The 20,494-nt window shown below is 74.8% G+C and carries 24 protein-coding genes and 1 pseudogene; 15 read left to right on the top strand and 10 right to left on the bottom strand.

The window, feature by feature from the left end; translation table 11 throughout:
* Positions 1-7: 7 nt before the first annotated feature.
* Genes LG396_RS08905 through LG396_RS08895 form a run of 3 tightly spaced genes read right to left on the bottom strand, consistent with a single transcriptional unit; the run spans position 8 to position 1,287 of the window.
* On the bottom strand, positions 8-529 hold the full coding sequence (locus tag LG396_RS08905; protein WP_225794312.1) for an anthrone oxygenase family protein: 522 nt from the start codon (positions 527-529) through the stop codon (positions 8-10).
* Between the two features lie 3 nt (positions 530-532).
* The gene (locus tag LG396_RS08900; RefSeq protein WP_225794311.1) at positions 533-772 is read right to left on the bottom strand and encodes a heavy-metal-associated domain-containing protein; all 240 of its coding nucleotides are present in this window, start codon (positions 770-772) and stop codon (positions 533-535) included.
* A complete protein-coding gene (locus LG396_RS08895; RefSeq protein WP_225794310.1) occupies positions 769-1,287 on the bottom strand; it encodes a nuclear transport factor 2 family protein in 519 nt (172 codons plus the stop codon). Before LG396_RS08895 ends, LG396_RS08900 begins: the two co-directional genes overlap by 4 nt.
* 119 nt (positions 1,288-1,406) lie before the next feature.
* On the opposite strand from LG396_RS08895, the gene LG396_RS08890 reads away from it, so the two are divergent.
* Positions 1,407-2,042 (top strand): TetR/AcrR family transcriptional regulator, encoded by a 636-nt coding sequence (locus tag LG396_RS08890; RefSeq protein WP_018834456.1) that lies wholly within the window; start codon positions 1,407-1,409, stop codon positions 2,040-2,042.
* Between the two features lie 408 nt (positions 2,043-2,450).
* Here LG396_RS08890 and LG396_RS08885 read toward each other — a convergent pair whose 3' ends face one another.
* Positions 2,451-3,467, bottom strand: a complete 1,017-nt coding sequence (locus tag LG396_RS08885; protein WP_037749117.1) for a lytic polysaccharide monooxygenase auxiliary activity family 9 protein — start codon at positions 3,465-3,467, stop codon at positions 2,451-2,453.
* A 285-nt stretch (positions 3,468-3,752) separates the two neighbouring features.
* Between LG396_RS08885 and LG396_RS08880 the strand changes: the two genes are divergently transcribed.
* Together LG396_RS08880 and LG396_RS08875 are read left to right on the top strand one after the other, a co-directional pair.
* Positions 3,753-4,445: a haloacid dehalogenase type II gene (locus tag LG396_RS08880; RefSeq protein ID WP_225794309.1), complete on the top strand. Its 693-nt coding sequence runs from the start codon at positions 3,753-3,755 to the stop codon at positions 4,443-4,445.
* A gap of 222 nt (positions 4,446-4,667) precedes the next feature.
* Positions 4,668-6,638, top strand: coding sequence for a hypothetical protein (locus LG396_RS08875; RefSeq protein ID WP_225794591.1), 1,971 nt, complete (start codon positions 4,668-4,670; stop codon positions 6,636-6,638).
* Positions 6,639-6,728: 90 nt separating this feature from the next.
* Here the strand turns inward: LG396_RS08875 and LG396_RS08870 are convergent, their stop codons facing one another.
* Positions 6,729-7,718, bottom strand: a complete 990-nt coding sequence (locus LG396_RS08870; protein ID WP_037749109.1) for a glycoside hydrolase family 6 protein — start codon at positions 7,716-7,718, stop codon at positions 6,729-6,731.
* A gap of 194 nt (positions 7,719-7,912) precedes the next feature.
* Here LG396_RS08870 and LG396_RS08865 point away from each other — a divergent pair, with 194 nt between their 5' ends.
* Complete coding sequence (locus LG396_RS08865) at positions 7,913-8,293, top strand: DUF6401 family natural product biosynthesis protein (RefSeq protein ID WP_018834460.1); 381 nt, start codon at positions 7,913-7,915, stop codon at positions 8,291-8,293.
* A 124-nt stretch (positions 8,294-8,417) separates the two neighbouring features.
* Here LG396_RS08865 and LG396_RS08860 read toward each other — a convergent pair whose 3' ends face one another.
* Complete coding sequence (locus tag LG396_RS08860; RefSeq protein ID WP_225794308.1) at positions 8,418-9,218, bottom strand: mechanosensitive ion channel family protein; 801 nt, start codon at positions 9,216-9,218, stop codon at positions 8,418-8,420.
* A gap of 317 nt (positions 9,219-9,535) precedes the next feature.
* Here LG396_RS08860 and LG396_RS08855 point away from each other — a divergent pair, with 317 nt between their 5' ends.
* The 5 genes from LG396_RS08855 to LG396_RS08835 all read left to right on the top strand — a co-directional run bounded on the left by LG396_RS08855 (position 9,536) and on the right by LG396_RS08835 (position 13,143).
* Positions 9,536-10,588, top strand: a complete 1,053-nt coding sequence (locus LG396_RS08855; RefSeq protein WP_225794307.1) for a Dyp-type peroxidase — start codon at positions 9,536-9,538, stop codon at positions 10,586-10,588.
* Positions 10,585-11,382 (top strand): family 1 encapsulin nanocompartment shell protein, encoded by a 798-nt coding sequence (locus LG396_RS08850; protein ID WP_225794306.1) that lies wholly within the window; start codon positions 10,585-10,587, stop codon positions 11,380-11,382. Before LG396_RS08855 ends, LG396_RS08850 begins: the two co-directional genes overlap by 4 nt.
* On the top strand, positions 11,379-12,053 hold the full coding sequence (locus LG396_RS08845) for a potassium channel family protein (RefSeq protein ID WP_225794305.1): 675 nt from the start codon (positions 11,379-11,381) through the stop codon (positions 12,051-12,053). Before LG396_RS08850 ends, LG396_RS08845 begins: the two co-directional genes overlap by 4 nt.
* 112 nt (positions 12,054-12,165) lie before the next feature.
* Positions 12,166-12,615 carry a DUF7144 family membrane protein gene (locus LG396_RS08840; RefSeq protein ID WP_018834465.1) on the top strand — a complete coding sequence of 150 codons (450 nt, stop codon included), beginning with the start codon at positions 12,166-12,168 and terminating at the stop codon, positions 12,613-12,615.
* Between the two features lie 129 nt (positions 12,616-12,744).
* Positions 12,745-13,143: a DUF6221 family protein gene (locus tag LG396_RS08835; protein WP_225794304.1), complete on the top strand. Its 399-nt coding sequence runs from the start codon at positions 12,745-12,747 to the stop codon at positions 13,141-13,143.
* Positions 13,144-13,208: 65 nt separating this feature from the next.
* Here LG396_RS08835 and LG396_RS08830 read toward each other — a convergent pair whose 3' ends face one another.
* A complete protein-coding gene (locus LG396_RS08830; protein ID WP_018834467.1) occupies positions 13,209-13,640 on the bottom strand; it encodes an SseB family protein in 432 nt (143 codons plus the stop codon).
* Positions 13,641-13,805: 165 nt separating this feature from the next.
* Between LG396_RS08830 and LG396_RS39195 the strand changes: the two genes are divergently transcribed.
* Positions 13,806-14,468, top strand: coding sequence for an arsenate reductase/protein-tyrosine-phosphatase family protein (locus LG396_RS39195; RefSeq protein ID WP_037749096.1), 663 nt, complete (start codon positions 13,806-13,808; stop codon positions 14,466-14,468).
* A 303-nt stretch (positions 14,469-14,771) separates the two neighbouring features.
* Positions 14,772-15,539, top strand: coding sequence for a TNT domain-containing protein (locus LG396_RS08820; protein WP_037749093.1), 768 nt, complete (start codon positions 14,772-14,774; stop codon positions 15,537-15,539).
* A gap of 28 nt (positions 15,540-15,567) precedes the next feature.
* Here LG396_RS08820 and LG396_RS08815 read toward each other — a convergent pair whose 3' ends face one another.
* A complete protein-coding gene (locus LG396_RS08815; protein WP_018853994.1) occupies positions 15,568-16,128 on the bottom strand; it encodes a helix-turn-helix domain-containing protein in 561 nt (186 codons plus the stop codon).
* A gap of 123 nt (positions 16,129-16,251) precedes the next feature.
* Here LG396_RS08815 and LG396_RS08810 point away from each other — a divergent pair, with 123 nt between their 5' ends.
* Positions 16,252-17,091 carry an AzlC family ABC transporter permease gene (locus LG396_RS08810; RefSeq protein ID WP_225794303.1) on the top strand — a complete coding sequence of 280 codons (840 nt, stop codon included), beginning with the start codon at positions 16,252-16,254 and terminating at the stop codon, positions 17,089-17,091.
* Complete coding sequence (locus LG396_RS08805; RefSeq protein WP_225794302.1) at positions 17,088-17,408, top strand: AzlD domain-containing protein; 321 nt, start codon at positions 17,088-17,090, stop codon at positions 17,406-17,408. The genes LG396_RS08810 and LG396_RS08805 overlap by 4 nt, the downstream gene beginning before the upstream one ends.
* Positions 17,409-17,437: 29 nt before the next feature.
* Here the strand turns inward: LG396_RS08805 and LG396_RS08800 are convergent, their stop codons facing one another.
* Positions 17,438-18,004: a TetR/AcrR family transcriptional regulator gene (locus LG396_RS08800; protein ID WP_225794565.1), complete on the bottom strand. Its 567-nt coding sequence runs from the start codon at positions 18,002-18,004 to the stop codon at positions 17,438-17,440.
* Between the two features lie 106 nt (positions 18,005-18,110).
* Here LG396_RS08800 and LG396_RS08795 point away from each other — a divergent pair, with 106 nt between their 5' ends.
* Positions 18,111-19,040 carry a DUF2867 domain-containing protein gene (locus tag LG396_RS08795; protein WP_225794301.1) on the top strand — a complete coding sequence of 310 codons (930 nt, stop codon included), beginning with the start codon at positions 18,111-18,113 and terminating at the stop codon, positions 19,038-19,040.
* Positions 19,041-19,057: 17 nt separating this feature from the next.
* Here LG396_RS08795 and LG396_RS08790 read toward each other — a convergent pair whose 3' ends face one another.
* Entirely contained in the window at positions 19,058-19,621 is a 564-nt protein-coding gene (locus tag LG396_RS08790) for an EF-hand domain-containing protein (RefSeq protein WP_225794300.1), read from the bottom strand.
* 218 nt (positions 19,622-19,839) lie between these two features.
* On the opposite strand from LG396_RS08790, the pseudogene LG396_RS08785 reads away from it, so the two are divergent.
* Positions 19,840-20,493 (top strand): annotated as a pseudogene (locus tag LG396_RS08785) (peptidoglycan recognition protein family protein); the annotation flags it as partial.
* Between the last annotated feature and the right edge of the window lies 1 nt (position 20,494).

Genomic DNA, 20,494 nt, shown 5'->3' with positions numbered 1-20,494 from the left:
GCACGCACTACGAGTGCGCCGGCACCCCCGGGGCGACCCGCTCCGGGGGTGCCGCCGCGTCCGCGCCGCCCCCGGAGCGGCCGCGCAGGGCGAGGAATATCAGCAGGGCGAAGGCGGCGACGGCGGTGAGCGTCCGCAGATTGTTGTAGAGATCCCAGCGCCGGAGTATCTCCGCGTGGTCCGCCGGGGCCGAGGAGACGGCCCACTTCTTGATGTCGGCGTTGATCGGCACATTGCCGAGGCGGGTGATCAGGAACGAGGCCAGGGCCAGCAGCGTGGCGCCCGCGGCGACCAGGCGCTCGCGGCCCCGGTGGAGCAGGGCGAGGGCGAGCGCGCTGAGCGCGGTGAGCGCCATCGCCGACTGCATCACGGGCGAGTTCATCTTCATCAGCTCGGCGTGGAAGGACAGACGGGTCTCCAGCGGCACGGCGTCGAACGTCGGGGCGAGGTTCACCGCCCCGTAGCCGAAAGCGCCGGAGAGGAGGCCGGCGGACAGCAGGGCGACGGCTGTGAGGATGCGGATGGGCACGTGCTAACTCCGTGGGTTCGCGGGTGGTCCGGCCGGGGGCGGTCCCGGGGTGTAGCCGGCTTCCTCGACGGCGGCGTGGATGAGCGTCTCCGCCACCGGGCGGTCCGCCCGTACGACGACGGTCTCGCCCGCTATGTCCACGCGCACGTCGGTGACGCCCGGGACCCGGCCGATCTCCTCGCCGACGATGGCGGCGCAGTGACTGCACACCATGCCCCGCACGATGTGGCGCGACTCGATCACGAGCCGTCCCCCTCCTCGCTCGCTTCTTTCCCCCGCGTGCCGTTCCCCTGCGCGCCGTTGCCCTGAGTGCCGTTCCCCCGCGTGCCGTTCGCGTCCGTCTCCGGGGGCTCGACCGTCCGGCTGAGCTGGTGCGTCCGGCGCATCCGGCCGTCCGGTGCCAGCTCGCCGAAGAGGTGGACCTCCGTGGCGGTGCGCCGGCCCCTGCGGTCCGTGGCGTGGATGGTGAAGCGGGCCGCTATCCGCTGCCCCTCCCGCACCGCCTCGTGCACCTCGAACGCGAACTCCGACAGGTTCTTGCGGACCGGGCGGATGTGCGCCACCAGCCGCTCCCGGTCGATGCGGATCCCGTCGGCGGTCTGCACGGCGTCGGGCGTGTAGTAACGGTCGACGACCGGGCCCGGGTCTCCGTCGTCCGCTGTGATCTCCCGCGTGAACGAGGTGAAGAACTCGGCCATGAACTGGCGGGCCGTCCGCCCGTCGGCGGCCTTGCCGCCGGTCGTCTCAAGGGCTGCCATCTCGCTCCCCCGGGGTGGCGGGACCAGCCCGCGCGCAACCGCGAAGTAGCACCCGCGGGCGCTATCTCTTACACTTCGTAAGATATAGCGCCGACCCAACTTTGACAAGGTGTAAGACTTTGCCGTCCCAGGGATCCAGAGAACCCGCGGGGTCCGCGGCGGACCGCCCGGCCCCGCGCCGCCGCCGCGCCGACGCCGAGCGCAGCCGGTCCGCCATCGTCGACGCCGCGGTCCGGCTGCTCGGCGAGCGGCCCGAGGCCAGCGTCGAGGCCATCGCCGCCGCCGCCGGCGTCACCCGCCAGACCGTCTACGCCCACTACCCCTCGCGCAGCGAGGTGCTCACCGCCGTCTTCGACCGCGTCACCGCCGAGACCGACGCGGCCCTGGACGCCGCCCGCCTCGACGAACTCCCCGCCGCCACCGGGCTGCTGCGGCTGCTCGACGTGAGCTGGGAGATCGCCGACCGCTATCCCGGACTCCGGCACGCCGACCCGCCCCCCGCGGACCGCAAGGAAGAGGCCGAGCAGCACCGGCCGATCACCGAGAGGCTGGAGCGGATCGCCCGCCGCGGCCAGGAGTCGGGGGAGTTCGCCCGTGACGCCGAGCCCCGCTGGCTGGCCGCCGCGACCGTCGCCCTCGGGCACGCGGCGGGCGCCGAGGTGGCCGCCGGCCGGATGACCCCGGCCGCGGCGGCGGACGCGCTGCGCACGGGGGTCCTGCGGCTGTACGGAGCGGAGGCGGACGCGGAGGTCTAGGAGGAGGGGGCGGAGGCCCGCGACGGGAGGGCGGAAGGGCGGAAGGGCGGAGGCCCAGGGTGGAGGCGGAGATACAGGACGGGGGCGAGGCCGACGTTCAGGACGGAGGCGGAGGGCCAGACCGGGGCGGTACGGGTCCGGGCCCGGCCGAACCCCACGCCGGCCGGGCCCGGTTGCAGGGCCGGGTGCCCCCGTTCCGCCCCGGCCCCGCGCGGCGCCGGTGCGCGCCGCCCGTCAGCGGCGCCCGTCACCGGCGACACCGGGTCCGGCGCCCCTCACGGGCGACACCGGATCCGGCGTCCTTCCTGCGGCGACAACCGGAGCCGGCGCCCGTCCGCGGTGGCGCCGGCTCCGGTGTCCTTCCGCCGTGACACCGGATCCGGCGCCGGGTCCCCCCCCGTACCACCGTCAGGCCTGCTGCCTCCCCGGGCCGTTCCGCCGCTGGTTGTACACCAGCGCGCCGCCCGCGAAGATCACCGCGCCCACGCCCGCCAGCGCCGCCGGCAGCACCGCCGAGGAGTCGTCCGACGCGGCGGCCAGGTTCGAGTCGCCCGCGTCCAGCGTCTCCACCGCCTGCGTGTGCGCGCCCTGCGCGCCGTGGTCGCCGTGCGCGCCCTTGACCGGGTCGGCCTTGGTGTTGTCCTGGTCCGCGCCCAGCGCCCGGACCTCGTCCGCCGACATCGCGCCCGGCGTCAGGCCGGTGACCTGTCCGTTGCCGCCGTCGAACACCACGTCCGAGCAGGAGAAGAAGTTCTCCTGGCTGTCCGAGCGGATCCACTGGATGAACAGCATGTGCTGTCCGCTGCGCTGCGGCAGTTGCAGGTTCCAGTAGTAGTGCCCGCCGTCCGAGCCCGCGCCCCCCGCCTGCGGCGGGTTGGTGACCGTCTGGAGGTGCGTCAGGTCGCCCCAGGCCAGGGTCTTGGACGGGCTCCAGCCGTTGTTGGTGATGTACACCTCGAACTTGCCCGGGTGGTGCGCCCAGTTGCTGTATTCGAGGTTGATGTTCGAGCCGGACGTGAGGTGCGTGACCGGCCAGTCGGTGCGGGCCGCGTTGTACGGCGAGAAGTTGTACGGGCTCCGGTCGCCGGCGCTGCACAGCTTGCCGTCGGCCACGTAGCCCTGGCCGCGCCCGCCGGCGTTGGAGTCCAGCACGGCGAACCAGTTGTACAGCGGGGTCGTGCCGGCGGACTGCACCGCCGCTGCGCACGCCGGGTTCTGCGGCATCTGCGTGGAGCCGTTCGCGACCAGGTCCTTGTAGCACAGGAACGTACGCGAGCCGGGCACCATCGCGACGCCGTGGGCGGACGCGGGCGTCGGCACCGCCAGCGCGGCGGTCGCGATGCCGGCGACCCCGGCGAGGGCGAGCGTGCGCCGGAGGCGGAGCGATCTGCCGGCGCGGACGAGTCGTTGGACAGCCATGGTCATGGTCTCCTCCGGGTTCTCCTGAGCGCTGACGCGAGAGCCCGCGACTTCGGTGCGCGTGACGGGCCGCAGGGCAGTCCCGGGGGCCGGCGACCGACCTGGCAGGGGGTCTCACGTTCGTCGTGAACAGGTCAATGGGAGCGCTCCCAATGACGGTAGCGCGGGATTTCGCGGCTGTAAACGGAACGTGCGCGCGTCTGGCGACTTCTCTTTCCGCACCGCCGGGCATGCGCCGGGCCGCGGCGTTGTTGCCGATCACGACAGGACCGTCGTGAACAGGAGAAACGCATGCCCGAGATCCGCGACGCCGAGATCGTCGTCTTCGACGTCCTCGGCACGCTCGTCGACGAACCCGGCGGCCTGCGCGCCGAGATCCGCGCCGCCGCGCCGGCGGCCGACGACGCGGCCGCCGACGAACTCCTGGCCCTGTGGCAGGGACACGTCGAGGACGAGCAGGCGCGGATGGCCCGGGGCGAGCGCCCGTACGCGGACAGCGAGACCGTCGACCGCGAGGCCGCGGAGCGGGTGGCCGAACGCGCCGGCGTCACCGCCCCGGCGGCCGTCGCCCGGCTGGCCACCGCCACCCGGCGGCTGCCCCCGTGGCCCGACTCCGCCGCCGGACTCGACCGCGTCGCGCGGCACTTCCCGGTGGCCGGGCTCTCCAACGCCGCCGGCCCCGCACTGCTGCGGCTCGCCGCGCACGGCGGGCTGCGCTGGCACCAGGCCCTGTCGGGCGCTGCGGTACGGGCCTACAAGCCGGCGCCGGAGGTCTACCGGCTCGCCGCCGAGGCCGCCGACTGCCCGCCCGAGCGGGTGCTGATGGTCGCCGCGCACGCCTGGGACCTGCGGGCGGCGCGGGAGAACGGCCTGCGGACGGCGTACGTTCCGCGCCCGGTGGGCGACCCGCCGGCGGAGACGGACGAGTTCGACTGGTACTTCGACGGGATGGAGGGTCTTGTGGAGGCACTCACGGCGCACTAGCGGGTACGGCGCGCCCCTTCCCCGAGGGGCGCGCGGAGCCCGCTGTGCTCCCGGCTCGTGCGGCAAGGCCGGCAACCGCCTGTTCGGCGGGCCCGCGATGGGCCACGATCTTCCTGGCGGCCGAAGTCCCCGCCGGGAGGCGGGTTTTCCCGGGACCCCTCCCGGCTCGGGTGGCGAAGGATGGAGACGGCCGCCGGTGGCTCGCCCGAGAAAGGGATCCTGATGGAAGCGTTTCCTCCGAAGCCCAGCGAGCCGCCGTCCGAACCCGGGCAGCCCACAGGATCCGGACAGCCCGCAGAACCCGGGCGCCCCGCAGAAACCGGGCCGCCCACCGAGCCGGCGTTCTCCGTCGAACCCGGGCCGCCCGCCGAGCCCGGCCCACCCGGCGCCGCCGGGCACCAGCCCACCGAGCCCGACATACTCTCGTTCGGCCCCGACCGCCCCGTGTACGAGCTGGCGCCCGTGCCCGTGCGGCCCCGCGACCCGTACGCCGTCGGCCTGGCCAACGCCTCGCTGCTGGGCATCGGTTACGGGATGCTCCGCAGGCCCAGGATCGCCGTCGGTGCCGCGGGCGTGTCGGTCGTGCTCGTCGTCCTGCTCGCGACGGCCGGACGGAACGTGTGGTTCCAGGCCGTCGTGCTCGCGTGGTGGATCGGCGTCACGGTGCACGGCTGGTACCTCGCCGGCGGCCGGCTGCCCCGCCGCGGAGCCGCGGCGGAGACATCGGCGCAGGCCACGGCGGAACAGCCGGCCGCAGAACCGCCGCCGGCCGCCGCGTCCCAGCACCCCGGCGCGGTGGCGCACGCCGCGGAGGCAGAACCCGCCGACGCGCCCCCGGGACCGCCCGCACCCCCCGCGCCGCCACCCCCGCCCGCGGCACCTCCCGCGCTCCCCGTGAACGTACGCCGCGACCGCCTCGTCGCCCTCCTCGTCGCCGCCCCGGTGATCCTCGCCTGCACCGCCCTGCGCCTCGACGCCTCCCGGATCGAGGGCAACGCCGCCGACGCCCACCGTGCCGACAAGTGCGCCGAGGCGATCTCCGACCTCGACGGCCTCTGGTTCGGCCACCGCCTCGCGGACGCCCCGCTGACGGCCCGGGCCGAGGAGAGCACCGAGGCGTGCGAGCTGCTGCTCAAGGCGGAGCGCCAGGCGGACGAGGACCGGGTGCGCGGCGCCCGCACGCTCAAGGCGTACGCCGAACACCCCGGCGCGCTCTGGGACGGCGCCGCCGGCCGCCGCGCGGACCTCCTCCTCGCCCAGGCCGGGAGCGAGCTGGAGACCGGACTGACCGGCGACACCGACGCGCTGAGCGCGGGTTTCGGCCACCTCGCCACCGTCCTGGAGGACTACGGGGACGGGGGCGAGGACGGTGAGGACCGCAGCGGCGATGTGGACGGCGCGCTCGACGAGTTCCTCGGCGCACTGCCCACCGACGACGCCTGCCAGACCAAGGAGGTCACCGACTGGCTCGGCGCCCGCAAGACCGCGGACGGCGACGACCTGGCACGCGCCGCCGACATCGTCCCCGAGGTGGCGCCCGCCGCGATCGTCGACTGCGGCGACGCGCTGATGGCCGACGACATCTGGAAGCAGGCCCGCACCCAGTACGAGCAGCTCCTCGACGAGTACCCCGACAGCGAGCTGGCCGGTGCGGCCGAGGACGGCGTCGAGCGCGCGGACCTGGCCATCCAGCTCGACAACGTACGCGGCCTGCTGAAGCCCGGCCCGTACGGCGAGAAGCCGGAGTACTGCGACAACCCGGCCCCGTACCGCGGCGCCGAGGCGTACCGCGGCGACGGCCCGCACCGCGCGATGCTCATCGGCCAGAGCAAGCACCGCTCGAAGCTGCCGTCCTCCTGGCTGGCGAAGGACCCGAAGGACGCGGTGGCGATCATCTGCGCGGGCTCGTCGAAGCACGGCGACACGGTGGGGAACTGCCCGTACGAGTCGGACCTGGCGGTCGGCGGGGTCCAGAACGTGGCGTTCAAGAACCGGGACATCCCCGTCCGGGTCTACGAGCTGCGCACCGGCAAGCTGGCGAAGAAGACCACCGTCGAGATCGGCGGCGCCACCTGCCCGGCCGTGCTGGAGTACACGTACTACGGCGTCGACCCGGGCCCGCCGTCCGAGGTGTACGTCAAGTCCTCGGAGTCCGACGTGCGCGCGGGCTACGAGCCGCTGATCTATCCGTGAGGACCACCCCTGAGAGCCGGGGCCGGTCCGGGTCGGTGGCGGCCGACCCGGACCGGCCCGGCTGAACAGCCGGGCCGGTGGCGCGCAGGATCAGTTGGTCGCCAGCGCGTACGCCAGGTCGGGGACGAACTGCCCCGCCCCCGCCGCGCAGCCGTCCGCCTCGCCGGGCGGCTTGACCCACAGCAGCGCGTCGACGGCGTCGTCGCCGGTGGCGAGCGTCGGGTCGGCGCCCAGGGCGCGGCCGGAGGGGTCGCACCACTCGCCGTTGGAGCCGTTGCCGTTGCGGCTGGTGTCCACGACCAGGTTCAGGTCCGGGTCGCCGACGGCGGCCAGGATCTGCTTGCCGTACGCGATCTCCTCCGCGGTGGTGCGGAAGTTGGAGACGTTGGTGAAGACGCCGTCCGCCTCCGCGACCCCGGAGGCCGACAGCCGGGCGGCCTGGTCGGCGGGGGAGTGCCAGGCGGAGTGGCCGCCGTCGAGGTAGACGTGGGTCTCGGGGCCGGCGGACTTCAGGGTGGTGACGGCCTCCCGGAGCGCCGCGTGCCGGGCGTCGCGGCCGGCCTGGTCGAGGCAGTCCTCCAGGGCGAGCGCGTCGGTCTCCAGGATGATCACCACGGGGTGGCCGCCGAGGCCGTCGGCGATCAGCCGGATCCAGTTCTGGTACGAGGGCAGGTCGGGTGCGCCGCCGGAACTGGCGCCGCCGCAGTCGCGGTTGGGGATGCCGTAGACCGAGAGCACGGGCAGGGCGTCGCCGGCGGCGGACATGTAGCCGGCGACCTCCTGCTGCACGGTGCCGGGGTTGTACTGGGAGAGCCAGCGGGCCTGCGGCTGGGAGGCGATGCGGTCGGCGATGACCGGCTGCCGCCAGTCGCCGGGGTTGGCCGCGGTCCACCGCCGGACCTGGGAGTCGGGGTCGACGTACAGCGGGCCGGGCAGTTGGGCGGCGGTGGCCGGGGCGTGCGCACCGGTGTCCGGCTCCGCCGCCGGGGCCGCGGTGGCGAGCCCGGCGAAGGCGAGGCCGGCGCCGAGGAGGCCCGCGAGGGCGGTGCGTTGCCATCGGTGCGGGATGCGTGCGCGCATGGTGGTCCGTCCTTGTCGCGTCTGCCGGAGACGGGTCTCCGGGTGGGGGGTGTGCGGGTCTGGGAGCGCTCCCATGCGTTGCCGGAGCATAGTGGCGGACCGCCGGGTTGGAAACACCGCCCGCGGGACGGGCGGGGGTGCTTGGGACGTACGTCACGGCCGGAGGCCCGCCGGATCCGGGTTACAGTCGACCGGTGAACGTGGGAGGACCCGAGGACGAGGCCGTCGGCTGCCCGCTGACCGCCGTCGCCGCCAGGTACCTGCCCCGGCTGTCGGAGTTCGCTTTCGAGCCGGGGCTCGTCGCGGCCGTCGACCAGCACGCGGCCGCCGTGCGCGACGCGTTGGTGCCCCGGCAGCGCCGCCCCTGGCACGACCTCCTGCCGCAGCGGATCGAGCGCGTCTGCGCGCCGCAGCGGATGCGGCGCGAGGACCTCACGGACTACGTGGTCGGCTTCACCGACGTGCTCGCCGAGAGCGACTGGCGCGAGCCGGTCGGGTACGACTTCGCGGTGCTGCGGCTGACGGCGGTCTGCTGGCTGATCCGCGAATACGACCTGCTGTCGGCCGAGCAGTAGCCGACGGGCGGCTTCCGAGCGCTACGGGCCGCGCCCCCGCCCGTACGGGCCATCCCCCCGCGGCAACGCGAAGGCCCGCCGGCCGGCGGCGCTGCCGCGCTCCGGCCGACGGGCCCGCCCCGTGTCACCGCATGTCGTCGCCCTCGTCCGCCCGCGGCGGCGCCGTCCCCGAGTACTCCTGGCCCGCCGGCTGCCCGGCCGCGTCCGCGCGGCCCCGCTGGTACGCCGAGACGCTCTCCCGCGCGTTCACCGACTCCTGCTCGGCCGTGGTCAGCCAGCGCTCCCAGCGCGCCCGCATCGGCACGACCAGGCCGCCGCCGACGCCGACGATCAGGATCCCGGCCGCCGCCGCGAGCACCGCGATCAGCAGCGGGCCGGTGATCGCCGTGGCGATCCGGGCCTGCCCGAGCGCGGCGACCGCGCCGAGCCCGATGATGAACGCCCAGGCGATCGTCGCCATGGTCCTGCCGTACGACGTGCCGCTCAGCGCGCTCCCGATGATGTCGCGCACCGCCGTCGCCACCGCCATGGCGACCATCATGATCACCACGCCGACCAGCAGCTTCGGCAGCCAGGCGACGAGCTCGGTGAGCAGCGAGCCGACCGGGTTCGGGCCGAAGACGCTCAGCGCGAGCTGCAGCACGAACAGCATCAGCGTGTAGTAGATGATCTTGACGACGATCCCGGTGGCGTCGTACTTCGAGTTCTGCAGCGCGCGGCCGATGCCGCCGCGCTCCGCGAGCCTGGTGAAGCCCGCGTGGTCCAGGATCTTCCCCAGCGCCTTGGCTATCAGCTTGACCACGAGCCAGCCGACGACCAGGACGAGGAGGAAGGCGATCAGCTTCGGGATGAAGCCGATCAGCTTGGAGAACGCATCGCTGAACCCTCCGCCGAAGTCGACCGAGAGGGCGAGTTGCTGCGACATGATGGGCCTCTCTGTGGGTGTAGGACCCGGGCCGCTCGTGCCGAGGGCCTGTCCTCCGTCGTAACACCGGCGCCGCCGCGCCACCCGGCCGCTGCGGCGCGGCGTGCGCCGGTCGGGTGACATCTCGCACGACACCCCGCACGGCCGCATGTCTCCGCCAGGCTCCCGCCCGGCATCCCGTACGACCGGCGCGCGGCATCCCGTACGACCTGCCGAACGGCCCCCGCGGCACGGGCGGGTGTATGCGGGCCACCGCCGGATTGCGCCGCCTGGTACGTCCCGTATCGTCACGAATGCCCCCGTGAGCAGGAGGGACCGTGCCCGAACCCCAGCCCGTGCTGGCCCCGCCCGCGACCGCGGCGGTGTTCCTCGTCGTCACCGTCGCGCCCGGCGGTGAGGAGGCCGTCCGCGACGCACTCGAAGACCTCCCCGCGCTCCAGCGCGCCGTGGGCTTCGGCGCCCCCGACGACGATCTGACGTGCGTCGCGGGCATCGGCGCCGCCGTCTGGGGGCGGCTCTTCCAGGGCCCGCGCCCGGCCGGCCTGCACCCGTTCCGCGAGCTGGCCGGCGAACACCACCGCGCCGTCGCCACCCCCGGCGACGTGCTCTTCCACGTCCGCTCCCGGCGCATGGACCTCTGCTTCGAGCTGGCCAGGCGGCTGCGCGCGCGGCTCGGCGACGCCGTCGCGGTCGCCGACGAGGTGCAGGGCTTCAAGTACTACGACATGCGCGACCTCCTCGGCTTCGTCGACGGCACCGAGAACCCGGTCGGCCGGGCCGCCGGCGCCGCGGTGTTCACCGGCGCCGAGGACCCGCGGTTCGCCGGCGGCAGCTACGTGATGGTGCAGAAGTACGTGCACGACCTCGACGCCTGGCAGGCGCTGAGCACCGAGGAGCAGGAGCGGGTCATCGGGCGCACCAAGCTCGGCAACACCGAGCTGCCGGAGGGCGTGCAGCCCGCCGACTCGCACGTCGCGCTCAACACGGTCACGGGCCCGGACGGCGAGGAGCGCCAGGTGGTACGGGACAACATGCCGTTCGGCTCCGTCGGCGACGGCGAGTTCGGCACGTACTTCATCGGCTACGCGCGTGAGCCCGGGGTGCTGGAGGAGATGCTGGAGAACATGTTCCTCGGCCGGCCGCCCGGGACGTACGACCGGATCCTGGACTTCTCCACGGCCGTGACCGGCTGCCTGTTCTTCGCCCCCGCGGCCGGCTTCCTCGACGACCTGCCCGCCCTGCCCGCCGCCCTCGGCGCGGCGGCCACCGTCGCCCCGGACCCCGTCGCCCTGGACCCCGTACCCGACCCTCCGGCCGCCGGCGACGGCTCGCTGGGGATCGGCGGCCTCAAAGGAGCACCCGCACGATGAACAACCTGCACCGTGAACTCGCTCCCGTCACCGAGGCGGCCTGGGCCACGATCGAGGAGGAGGCCCGGCGCACCTTCCGCCGCCACGTCGCCGGCCGCCGCGTCGTCGACGTCACCGGGCCCGAGGGCCCCGAGCTGGCCGCCGTCGGCACCGGGCACCTGGAGGAGATCGCCCCGCCCGCGCCCGGCGCGACCGCGCGGCTGCGGGCGGCGCAGCCGCTGATCGAGCTGCGGGTGCCGTTCACCGTCAGCCGCGACGCCGTGGACGACGTGGAGCGCGGCTCCCAGGACTCCGACTGGCAGCCGGTGAAGGACGCCGCCCGCACCGCCGCGTTCGCCGAGGACCGGATGATCGCCGACGGGTACGCCGCCGCCGGCGTCGACGGCCTGCGGAGCCGCAGCTCGCTGCCCGAGCTGAGCCTGCCCGCCGAGGTGCGCGACTACCCCGACACCGTCAGCCAGGCGCTCTCCGCGCTGCGGCTGGCCGGGGTGGACGGCCCGTACTCGCTGCTGCTGGGGGCGGACGCGTACACGGCGGTGAGCGAGACCGCCGACCACGGCTATCCGGTCGCCCAGCACATCTCGCGGCTGCTGGACGGGGAGCTGATCTGGGCCCCGGCGATGACCGGCGGCCTCGCGCTGTCCACCCGCGGCGGCGACTTCGAGCTGCGCCTCGGCGAGGACCTGGCGATCGGGTACACGGCGCACGACGCCAAGACCGTGCAGCTCTACCTGCACGAGACACTGACGTTCCTGGCGTACACCGACGAGGCGATCGTCGTCCTACGGGCATGAAGGTCGGGCGGGAAGCGGAAGGGGACGGGGACGGCGGCGCCGGGGACGGTGGCGGGGACGGTGGCGAGGACCCCGGGCAGGAGCGCCGCCGGGACCCCCTGCTCCCCTGGCTGCGCGAGGCCGTACCCGTCGCGATCATGGTCGTCGCGTACTTCCTGCTGCCCCTGCACCTGCTGGGTGCCGAGCGCCCCGAGCTGAGCTGGACGCTCTTCGTGCTGGCGCTGGGCGCGGTCACCGTGCTGCTGCTCCGCGAGATCCGGGCGGTGCTGAGGGACGAGCCGCACGCCCGTCCCGGGGTCACCATCCCGCTGCTGATGATCGCCTCGCTCCTCGTCTTCTCCGCCGCGTACAGCTCGATCGCCCGGCAGACGGGGGAGTTCGACGGACTGCGGACCCGGGTCGACGCCCTGTACTTCACGGTCGCGACCGTGGCGACCGTCGGCTACGGGGACATCACCGCGCGTGGGCAGACGGCCCGGATCCTGGTGATGGGGCAGATCACGTACAGCTTCGTGTTCCTGACCGCCGCCGCGACCGCGCTGAGCCGGCGGCTGCGGCGGGCGCTCGGCGAGCGGCAGGGCGGCGGTCTCCTGCACGGCGGCGCAGCGCGGCGCGGGGGAGGGCAGCACGGCGGCGGTGACCAGCCGGAGGGCGGCGCGCGGCGGCGCTGAGCAGCCCGGGGGCGTCACCCGTTCGGCCTACACGGCTCGTCCGCCCACCCTTCCGGCGCGATGCTGAGATTCCTGGCCACCCACGGTGGCCCTCGGTAAGGAGTGTGTTCCGATGACCACGCCCACCGCCTCCTCCCGCGGCACCGCGCCGTCGAGCCCCCAGCACCCGTCGAGCAGCGGCGGCAGCCCGTGGGCGACGGGCGGCGCGGTGTTCGCCGGGGTGCTGATGCTCATCTACGGCGTCCTCGCCGTGCTCCAGGGCGTCGCGGGCATCGCCCACGACGACGTGTACGCCCGGCAGGGCGACTACGTCTACAAGTTCGACCTGACGACCTGGGGCTGGATCCACCTGATCCTCGGGGTCGTCGTCGCCCTCGCGGGCCTGGGCATCCTCCGGGGCAACGAGTGGGCCCGGCTGATGGGCGTCGCCCTGGCCGGCCTGGCGGTGATCGCCAACTTCGCGTGGCTGCCGTACCAGCCCGTGTGGGCGATCGTGAACATCGCCATCGGCGTCTTCGTGATCTGGGCGCTGTGCACCGACCGGTCCCGGTCCCTCGTCTGACGCCGCCCGGGCCGCGGCACCTCCGGCGGCGGGCGCCTCCGCACCACGCGGAAGCGCCCGCCGCGGCGTGTGCGGTGTGACACCTTTCCGCGTCGCGACGCTGATGTACGGGGGCCCCGACATGTGGAGGTGTGCACAGTCAGCGCCGCGGACACGAACAACGGTCTCCCCGGGCCGGCCCATCGCGCGGCGGCTCTGGTCGCGTTCCTCCGCGACCGGTACGCCGAGGAGCGCAGGACCGCCGTCGGGCGGCGGCTGCAGCACTGGCAGCGGGAGGTCGCCGAGCTGAACGCCAAGCAGGCGGTCGTGGACAACTGCGAGCGGTGGTCCGTCAGCGCCGACGAGGCCGGCCGCCGGCTTGCCCAGCAGGCCGCCGCCGGGATGGGCGTCGAGCCCGCCGAGGCGCTGGAAGCGGCCCGGCTGGAGGGCGGCGCGACGGCGATGATCCATGCGGTGGCGACGCTGGCGCTGCCGTACCAGCGCCACCCCGGGTACCGGGAGGCGTGGCGTCCGCCCCAGGGTCCGTGAGGGCTCCGGGGGCGTGCGTGCCTGTCGCAGGCGCCGGGGCAGCGGCGCCGGGTTCTGAAGCCGGGTCAGCCGCCGGAGCGGCCGAGGAGGGTTCGTACGCCCGCTGCGCTCAGCGTCAGCGCGCCCGGGCTGCCGGCGTCGATGGTCAGGGACACCTCGTCCGACGGCCAGGCGTTGGCCAGGAGCACCAGCGGCAGCTTGCGGTACTTGTCCACGGACGGCAGCGCGTACCCCATCCGGGACTCGGAGGTGAAGACGGGCACCAGCCGGTCGCCGTTCGGCTGCTCCATCACGGGCAGCATCATGCTCTCCTCGGCGCCCGCCTGCTCCTGCTCCGCGCTCTCCTCCGGCGGCCCGGGTCTCTCGTCCGGCACGGGCACGAGGACCTCGCTGTGGGCCAGCGCGTGCAGCGCCGCCGGGTCCTTGGCGTCGGTCGCCAGTGCCTCCAGCGCCCGCTGAGTGGTCGAGGGGTCGTTCCCCTGCGGTGCCTCGGTCATGGTCCTTCGCTTCCTCCGGTGTGCCGCGGTGCGCAGTCCCTTCCGGCCCGCCCGCGGCATTGCCTACCCCGTACAGCGCCGAACGTGCCCCCCTTGTCACTCCCGGAGAGGGGTGACGGAGCCGTTCCGGGTGTGCGCGCGGCCCGCAGGGCCCATAATCCGGCGATGAGCGACCTCGGGGGCGAGGCACATTCCGATCCCAGAGCCGGTCACCGGCTCGCACTGCACACGGCCGCCAAGAGGTTACGGGCGGAGTTCCAGGGGGTGTTCGGCGAGGAGACCATCGAGCGGTTCCTGTACGGCGCGTACGGTGACATATCCGTACGCGGCGCTCCGCCGGACGACCTCCCTCGGCTCACCGAGCGCTACGCGCGCCGGCGGCTGGACGCGCTGGGCCGGGCCGAGGGGGTGAGCGGCGACGGGCGGCCGGTCGTGCTCTTCCTGTGCGTGCACAACGCCGGGCGCAGCCTGATGGCGATGGGCCTCATGGCCCGGCTGGCGGGGAACCGCGCGGTGGCCTGGTCGGCGGGCTCGGAGCCGGCCGGGGCGGCCAACGCGGCGGCGGTGTCCGTGATGGGGGAGCGGGGGATCGACATCTCCGGCGAGTTCCCCACCGCGTGGACGGACGAGGTGGTCCGGGCGGCCGACGTGGTCGTCACGATGGGCTGCGGCGACGCCACCCCGGTGTTCCCCGGCAAGCGCTACGTGGACTGGCCGCTGGCGGATCCGCGCGGCTGGGAGGCGGAGCGGGTGCGGCCGTTACGGGAGGAGATCGAGTGGCGGGTGCGCAAGCTCCTCGCGGACCTGGGGATTCCGCCGCTCGGCTGAGGGCGGCGGGGCGGCCGGCGGGTGGCCTTCGTGCGGCCGGTGGGCGACCGCGGGGCCGCTGCGGGGTGCCCGCGGGGCGGTGAGTGCGGAGCGGTAGCGGGGCGGTGTGCGGGGAGGCGTGCGGGGCGGTGTGCGGGCGCCCGCCGGGAGCGTGCGCGGTGGGCGCCCCCGGCACGTACACCTGCTGCCCGCTCCTCTTCACCCGAAGGGCGGGCGGTGGCGGGCGTGTTGGTCTGCGGGCCCGCCGCCCGCCCTGCGGATCATGGTGGGGCCGCCGACCGCCGAGCGTGAAGGGCCCCCACCGTGACGCGAACCCGTACCGTACGCACGGCACTTGCCGTCCTCGTCGCAGCCGCCGCCGGCCTGGCCGGAGGCCTCCCCGCCGCGGCGGCACCCGCCGGGCACCCCGATCCGGCGACCCGCCCCGCGGCCGTACGCCACGTCCCCGCGGCGGCGCCGCAGGACGGGGCCGCCGCGCCCGTGGGCACGACCGCGGTGGGTACCGCCCTGCGCGCCGAGCCCGTCTGCACCGGCGAGCGCCTCGGCGACGCCCGGCTGGGTCCCGAGCACCTGCCGGGGCGGTGGGAGCCGCGGGTCGGCCCGCTGCTGCAGGGCTGGCGGCCGACCGGTTCGCTCACGCCCGCCGCGTTCCTGGAGAAGTACTGGACGGGCCCGGCCGACGGCGGCACCTGGAAGTACCCGCCGAACGACGGCTTCGCCGAGGTCAACGGCAGCGTCGACCGGGAGGCGACGCGGCTGGAGGCCGGGCAGCTGCTCGACCGCTTCGGCTCGGAGTACGGCGGCTACCTCGCCCCCGCGGGCGACCGCTACGCCGAGCGTGCGCTGCCCCCGCAGAACCTCCACACCCGCGACCCCGACGCCCCCTGCGACTACCGCGTGTACCAGGTCACCAAGCCGTTCTGGGTCTGGCAGGGCGCGGTCGCGCCGTGGTTCGAGCAGCCCGGCGGGGGCGAGCAGATCAAGCTGGACGCGGTGTTCCTCGACCCGGGCGACGGGCAGCGGCTGAACGTGAACTGGCTGCTGGAGCACGGCTACCTGGCAGCCGCGTAGCGGCGGGCGGCGTGCGGGCCGCGCGCGGTCAGTCGTGCTCGGAGACCAGGACGGCGACCGTGTCCGGTGAGAGGGCCTCGAAGACGTGCGGGACGTCGGCGGGGTAGGAGGCGTAGTCGCCGGGTGCGAGGTCGACGGGCTCCTCCGCCACGCCCACGCGCGCGCGCCCGGTGCTGAGTATCACGTGCTCGACGACCCCGGGGGAGTGCGGGTCCGAGCGGCGGGGGGTGCCGGGCTGGACGGTGACGAGGTAGATGTCGCGGCGCGCGTGCGCGGGGGAGGAGGCCAGCAGCGTCGCGGCGTAGTCGGCGCGCTCGGACGGCACGGACGGCCCCTCGCCGCGGCGGATGACCTGCACGCGGGGGCGGGGCGGCTCGACGAGCCGGGAGAACGGGACGTCGAGCGCGACGCTGAGGGCCCAGAGGGTCTCCACGCTCGGGTTGCCGGTGCCGGACTCCAGCTGGGAGAGCGTCGACTTGGCGATGCCCGCGCGGCGGGCCAGCTCGGTCAGCGTCAGCCCCGTACGGCGGCGCTCGCGCTGGAGCGACGCGGCGATGGCTTCGAGGGGGGCTCCGCCGCTCGGCACCATGACGCGCTCCGTTCCCTCTGTCGTCTTCTTCGTCCTGTCGGCGCTGTTCGTTCTGCGCTGTTCGTTCTGCCGGTCGTTTATTCGGCTTGACGAACAGACTAGCGGATGTTCAGCATGGCAACCATGCGTTCGATATGGCGAACCCTGCGCGGCGACCTCGCCCGCGACATCGCGCTCGTCTGCGCCGCCGACACCCTGGTCGGCGTCTCCTTCGGCGCCATCGCGGTCGGCGAGGGGCTGCCGCTGTGGCTGCCGGTGCTGCTGTCGGTGGTGGTCTTCGCGGGGGCGGCGCAGTTCATGTTCGTCGGCATCGTCGCCTCCGGTGGCACGGCGCTGGCGGCCGTGGCGGCGGGGCTGCTGGTGAACGCGCGGCACGTGCCGTTCGGCTTCACCGTGGGCGACGCGCTGGGCGGCGGGCGGCTGCGGCGGTTCGCCGGCAGCCATCTGATGATCGACGAGACCGTGGCGTTCGCGCTGGCCCAGCGCGACCCGGAGCGGCGGCGGGCGGCGTACTGGGCATGCGGCGTCGGGCTGTTCGTCTGCTGGAACGTGGGCGTGGCGCTCGGCGCGCTGGGCGGTACGGCGGTGAGCGACACCGACGCCTTCGGGCTTGACGCGGCGTTCCCCGCGGTGCTGCTGGCGCTGGTGCTGCCATCACTGCGTGAGGCGGGTACGCGGCGGGCGGCGCTGGTGGGGTCGGGCGTCGCGCTGGCGGCCGCGCCGTTCCTGCCGGCGGGGGTGCCGGTGCTGCTGGCGCTGGCGGGGCTGGCGGTGGCGGGGGTCGGCGGGGCCGAGGGGACGTGGGAGCCGGCGGGCGGTCCGGTGGCGGCGGGCGGTCCCGTGGCAGGGCCGGCGGGCAGCGGGGCGGCCCGGGGCGGCGAGCCGGGTCCCGGTGACGGTGGACCGGGCGGCGGTGACGACGAGCCGGGGGCCGGTTCGTACGACGAGGAGCGTGTCCCGTGAGTACGGCGACCCTGGTGTTCGCCGTCTTCGTGCTGGGCGCGGGCACGTTCGCCTTCCGCTTCGCGGGCCCCGCGCTGCGCTCCCGCGTACGGCTGGAGCCGCGGGTCGAGCGGCTGATGACGGTCGCGGCCATCGTGCTGCTGACCGCCCTGGTCGGCACGCAGGCGCTGCTGGACGACGGCGGCTTCGCGGGGGTCGCGCGGCCGGCGGGCGTCGCGGTCGGCGGCGTGCTGGCGTGGCGGCGGGCGCCGTTCGTGGTCGTGGTGGTGGCCGCGGCGGCGACGGCGGCGCTGCTGCGGCTGTGCGGGGTGGACTGACAGGGCGGGGCAGCCGTCGGTAAGCCGCGTCAGTCGCGGCGCAGCAGCGTGTCCAGCACGGCGTTCAGGTACGGGTCGCGGTCGGCGCCGGACGGCAGCAGGCCGGGCACCGCCCGGTTCAGTTGGATGTGTCCCAGGTACGTCGTATACGCGGCCGTCGCCCGCAACCGCGCCTGCGCCGGGGCGAAGCCCAACTCCGCGAAGACCTCCGCCACGTAGCCGATCCGGCGCTCCGTCACCCTGCGCAGCGCCTCGGCTACCTGCGGCTGCTCGACGGCGGTGAGCAGGGACAGCTCCAGCGGATCCGCGGGCGCCGACCCCACCGCGTAGCCGAGCAGCCGGCGCAGCCGTAGCTCGGGGTCGGGCTCCCGCTCCGTCTCGGCGATGACGGCTTCGGTGCTCAGGTCCTCCCAGCGGGCGAGCGCCGCCTCGACCAGCGCGCCGCGATTGGCGAAGTGCCAGTAGAAGCTGCCCTTCGTGGTGCCGAGCCGAGCGGCCAGCGGCTCGACGGAGACCCCGGCGAGCCCGCGTTCGCCGATCGCGGCGAGCGCGGCATCCGCCCAGTCCCGCGCACTCAACCGGCGCTTGCCGGGCATGGCCCCGGGGCCCCGGGGGCCCTCTTCCTGCTGCTCACGTCGGCGTTGCGGCATGACCATACGGTACCGTATGGTCAGTGACCATACGCAAGCGTATGGAGGTATCGTGCGGACGATTCGCAATATCCACGAGCGGATCCTCGACGCCCCCGCAGCCGCGGTGGGTGCCCTGATCGACCGGCTCTCCGCCCCCGACGACCCGGTCTTCCCCAGCCCTGCCTGGGCCCCGATGGCCTTCGACCGGCCGCTGCAGACCGGTGCCGTCGGCGGCCACGGACCCGTGCACTACGCGGTGACGGCGTACGAGCCGGGCCGCCGCGTCCGCTTCGGCTTCACGCCGCCCGGGGACGGCTTCCACGAGATCGCCGTCGAGCCGCTGGACGACGGGCGCTGCCGGCTGCGGCACGTGCTGGAGTCGCGGATGGGCCCGGCCGACCGGCTGATGTGGGTGCTGGCCATCCGCTGGGTGCACGGCACGGTGGTCGAGGAGCTCTTCGACAACGCCGAGCTGGTGGCGACGGGCGCGGTCGCCCGGCCCGTGCGCCGCTCCCCGCTGGTGCGGCTGCTGCAGCGTGTGGAGTCCGAGAAGGCGACCGCCGCGGAGCTGCCGGCGGGCGCCAGTCTGGGCCGCGGTGCCTTCGAGGCGCCGGACTTCACCGACTCGTGGCAGATCGCGCTGCGGCCCGGCATGCCCGGGGACGCGGCCGCGTGGCGCGGCGTGCTTCCGTTCCCGGTGGTGGCGGAGGAAGGCGCCGAGCTGCTGCTCGGCCGGGACGCCGGGCACCTGGACTTCCGCGCCTCGGTGCTCGTCGAGGGCGGGCGGGTCACGCTGAGCACGGCCGTACGGATCCACAACCGGCGCGGCCGGCTGTACTTTGCCGCGGTCCGCCGCTTCCACCCGCTCATGGTCCGCCGCATGCTGCGCCGCGCATGGCGGCGGGAGGCGCTGGCGGCGCCGTCGGCGGGGGAGCGGGAGCGGGCGAGGGTGGCGGCGCGGACGCGGGCCGGGTCTGCGGATCGTGCGGAACGGGTGTGAACTCCCGGGCCCGGGAGTCAGGCGGGGTCGAGCGGGCCCAGAAGCCACCTGCCGGCCGAGTCGGGGTCGTCGTCGAAGTAGTAGTCGCCGATGGCCGCGAGGAGGTCGCCGGTGGTGACGCGGCCGTCCCCGTCGGCGTCCAGCCGGCGGAAGACGTCGCGGGCGTCGTGCGCCGGGAGGTTCATGAGCGCGCCCGTCCAGCGCACGTGCTCCTCCTCGTCGAGCAGGCCGTCGCCGTCCTCGTCGGCGATCGCCATGATCGCCTCCAGGAACTCCCCGTACCCCGCGGCGTAGTCGTCCGGCGTCTCCAGCAGCCCCGCGGCGAACGCCGCCGCGTACTCGGCCCGGTCGACCCGCCCGTCCCCGTCCGTGTCCGCGGCCCGTACGAGCCGCTCCCACACCCCGAGGCACAGCTCCTCCAGCCGGCGCCGCGCCGGCGAGTCGGGGCCGTGGCCGAACTCCTCGCCCAGCCGGCGGGCGGCGCGCTCGAAGTCCGCGCGGTCGACGTAGCCGTCGCCGTCGCTGTCGTAGGTGCGAAAGCGCCGTGCGAGCTTCCGCGCCAGGAACGTCGATACCTCCACGAGCAGTCCTCTCCGCCGCAGTTGTCGCCGGACACGACGCTACGGGGGCCCACAGGGGGCACACAGGGCGCCCGGACGGGCGCGCGGTGGCTCGGAGACGGATGGGGAGCCGACCCCTTTACGGAGAGTGATGAAACATTTACGATGAGTGTGTGACGGCGCCGAGGGCCGGCGCGGACCGGACGTCACCAGCCAGGGAAAACCGGGGGGTTGCTCGCATGGCCGATCCACTGTCCGCCTCCGTCGTCCTGCGCGCGCTGAAGCGCGAGGGGCTCACGATCGTCGAGCACGGCGAATGGCGCACGCACAACCGCAACCACAAGGGACCGTGGGGCCCGGTGCACGGGGTGGTCCTCCACCACACGGCCACCTCCGGGACGGACGAGAGCGTCCGCCTCTGCTACCGCGGCCGGCCCGACCTGCCGGGCCCGCTCTGCCACGGGGTCATCGACAAGCGGGGCCGGGTCCACCTCGTCGGCCACGGCCGGGCGAACCACGCCGGGATGGGCGACGACGAGGTGCTGCGCGCGGTGATCGCCGAGCGGTACGGCGAGCGCCCCCCGTCGCCCAACGAGCAGAACACGGACGGCAACGCCCGGTTCTACGGCTTCGAGTGCATCAACCGCGGCGACGGCGAGGACCCGTGGCCCGACGCGCAGTTGGAGGCCGCCGAGCGGGCCGCGGCGGCGGTGTGCCGGGCGCACGGGTGGCAGGCGAAGTCGGTGATAGCACACAAGGAGTGGACGGACCAGAAGATCGACCCGCGCGGGTTCAGCATGCCGGGGATGCGCGAACGCATCGCGAAACGCCTGGCGGGCAAGCCGGAAGGCGAACCCCCGACCCCACCGGAGCCCTCCGATCCCCCGGAGCCCG

This window comes from Streptomyces aculeolatus, assembly GCF_020400605.1.
In the GTDB taxonomy this organism is placed as follows: Bacteria; Actinomycetota; Actinomycetes; order Streptomycetales; family Streptomycetaceae; genus Streptomyces; species Streptomyces aculeolatus.
This window is presented reverse-complemented; position numbering and strand designations above follow the sequence as displayed.

Coding starts and splice junctions, on each gene's coding strand:
- LG396_RS08895 (WP_225794310.1), bottom strand. CDS start 1,287: ATGGCAGCCCTTGAGACGACCGGCGGCAAGGCCGCCGACGGGCGGACG.
- LG396_RS08885 (WP_037749117.1), bottom strand. CDS start 3,467: ATGACCATGGCTGTCCAACGACTCGTCCGCGCCGGCAGATCGCTCCGC.
- LG396_RS08880 (WP_225794309.1), top strand. CDS start 3,753: ATGCCCGAGATCCGCGACGCCGAGATCGTCGTCTTCGACGTCCTCGGC.
- LG396_RS08875 (WP_225794591.1), top strand. CDS start 4,668: ATGGAAGCGTTTCCTCCGAAGCCCAGCGAGCCGCCGTCCGAACCCGGG.
- LG396_RS08870 (WP_037749109.1), bottom strand. CDS start 7,718: ATGCGCGCACGCATCCCGCACCGATGGCAACGCACCGCCCTCGCGGGC.
- LG396_RS08860 (WP_225794308.1), bottom strand. CDS start 9,218: ATGTCGCAGCAACTCGCCCTCTCGGTCGACTTCGGCGGAGGGTTCAGC.
- LG396_RS08850 (WP_225794306.1), top strand. CDS start 10,585: ATGAACAACCTGCACCGTGAACTCGCTCCCGTCACCGAGGCGGCCTGG.
- LG396_RS08845 (WP_225794305.1), top strand. CDS start 11,379: ATGAAGGTCGGGCGGGAAGCGGAAGGGGACGGGGACGGCGGCGCCGGG.
- LG396_RS08840 (WP_018834465.1), top strand. CDS start 12,166: ATGACCACGCCCACCGCCTCCTCCCGCGGCACCGCGCCGTCGAGCCCC.
- LG396_RS08830 (WP_018834467.1), bottom strand. CDS start 13,640: ATGACCGAGGCACCGCAGGGGAACGACCCCTCGACCACTCAGCGGGCG.
- LG396_RS39195 (WP_037749096.1), top strand. CDS start 13,806: ATGAGCGACCTCGGGGGCGAGGCACATTCCGATCCCAGAGCCGGTCAC.
- LG396_RS08815 (WP_018853994.1), bottom strand. CDS start 16,128: ATGGTGCCGAGCGGCGGAGCCCCCCTCGAAGCCATCGCCGCGTCGCTC.
- LG396_RS08810 (WP_225794303.1), top strand. CDS start 16,252: ATGCGTTCGATATGGCGAACCCTGCGCGGCGACCTCGCCCGCGACATC.
- LG396_RS08800 (WP_225794565.1), bottom strand. CDS start 18,004: ATGCCCGGCAAGCGCCGGTTGAGTGCGCGGGACTGGGCGGATGCCGCG.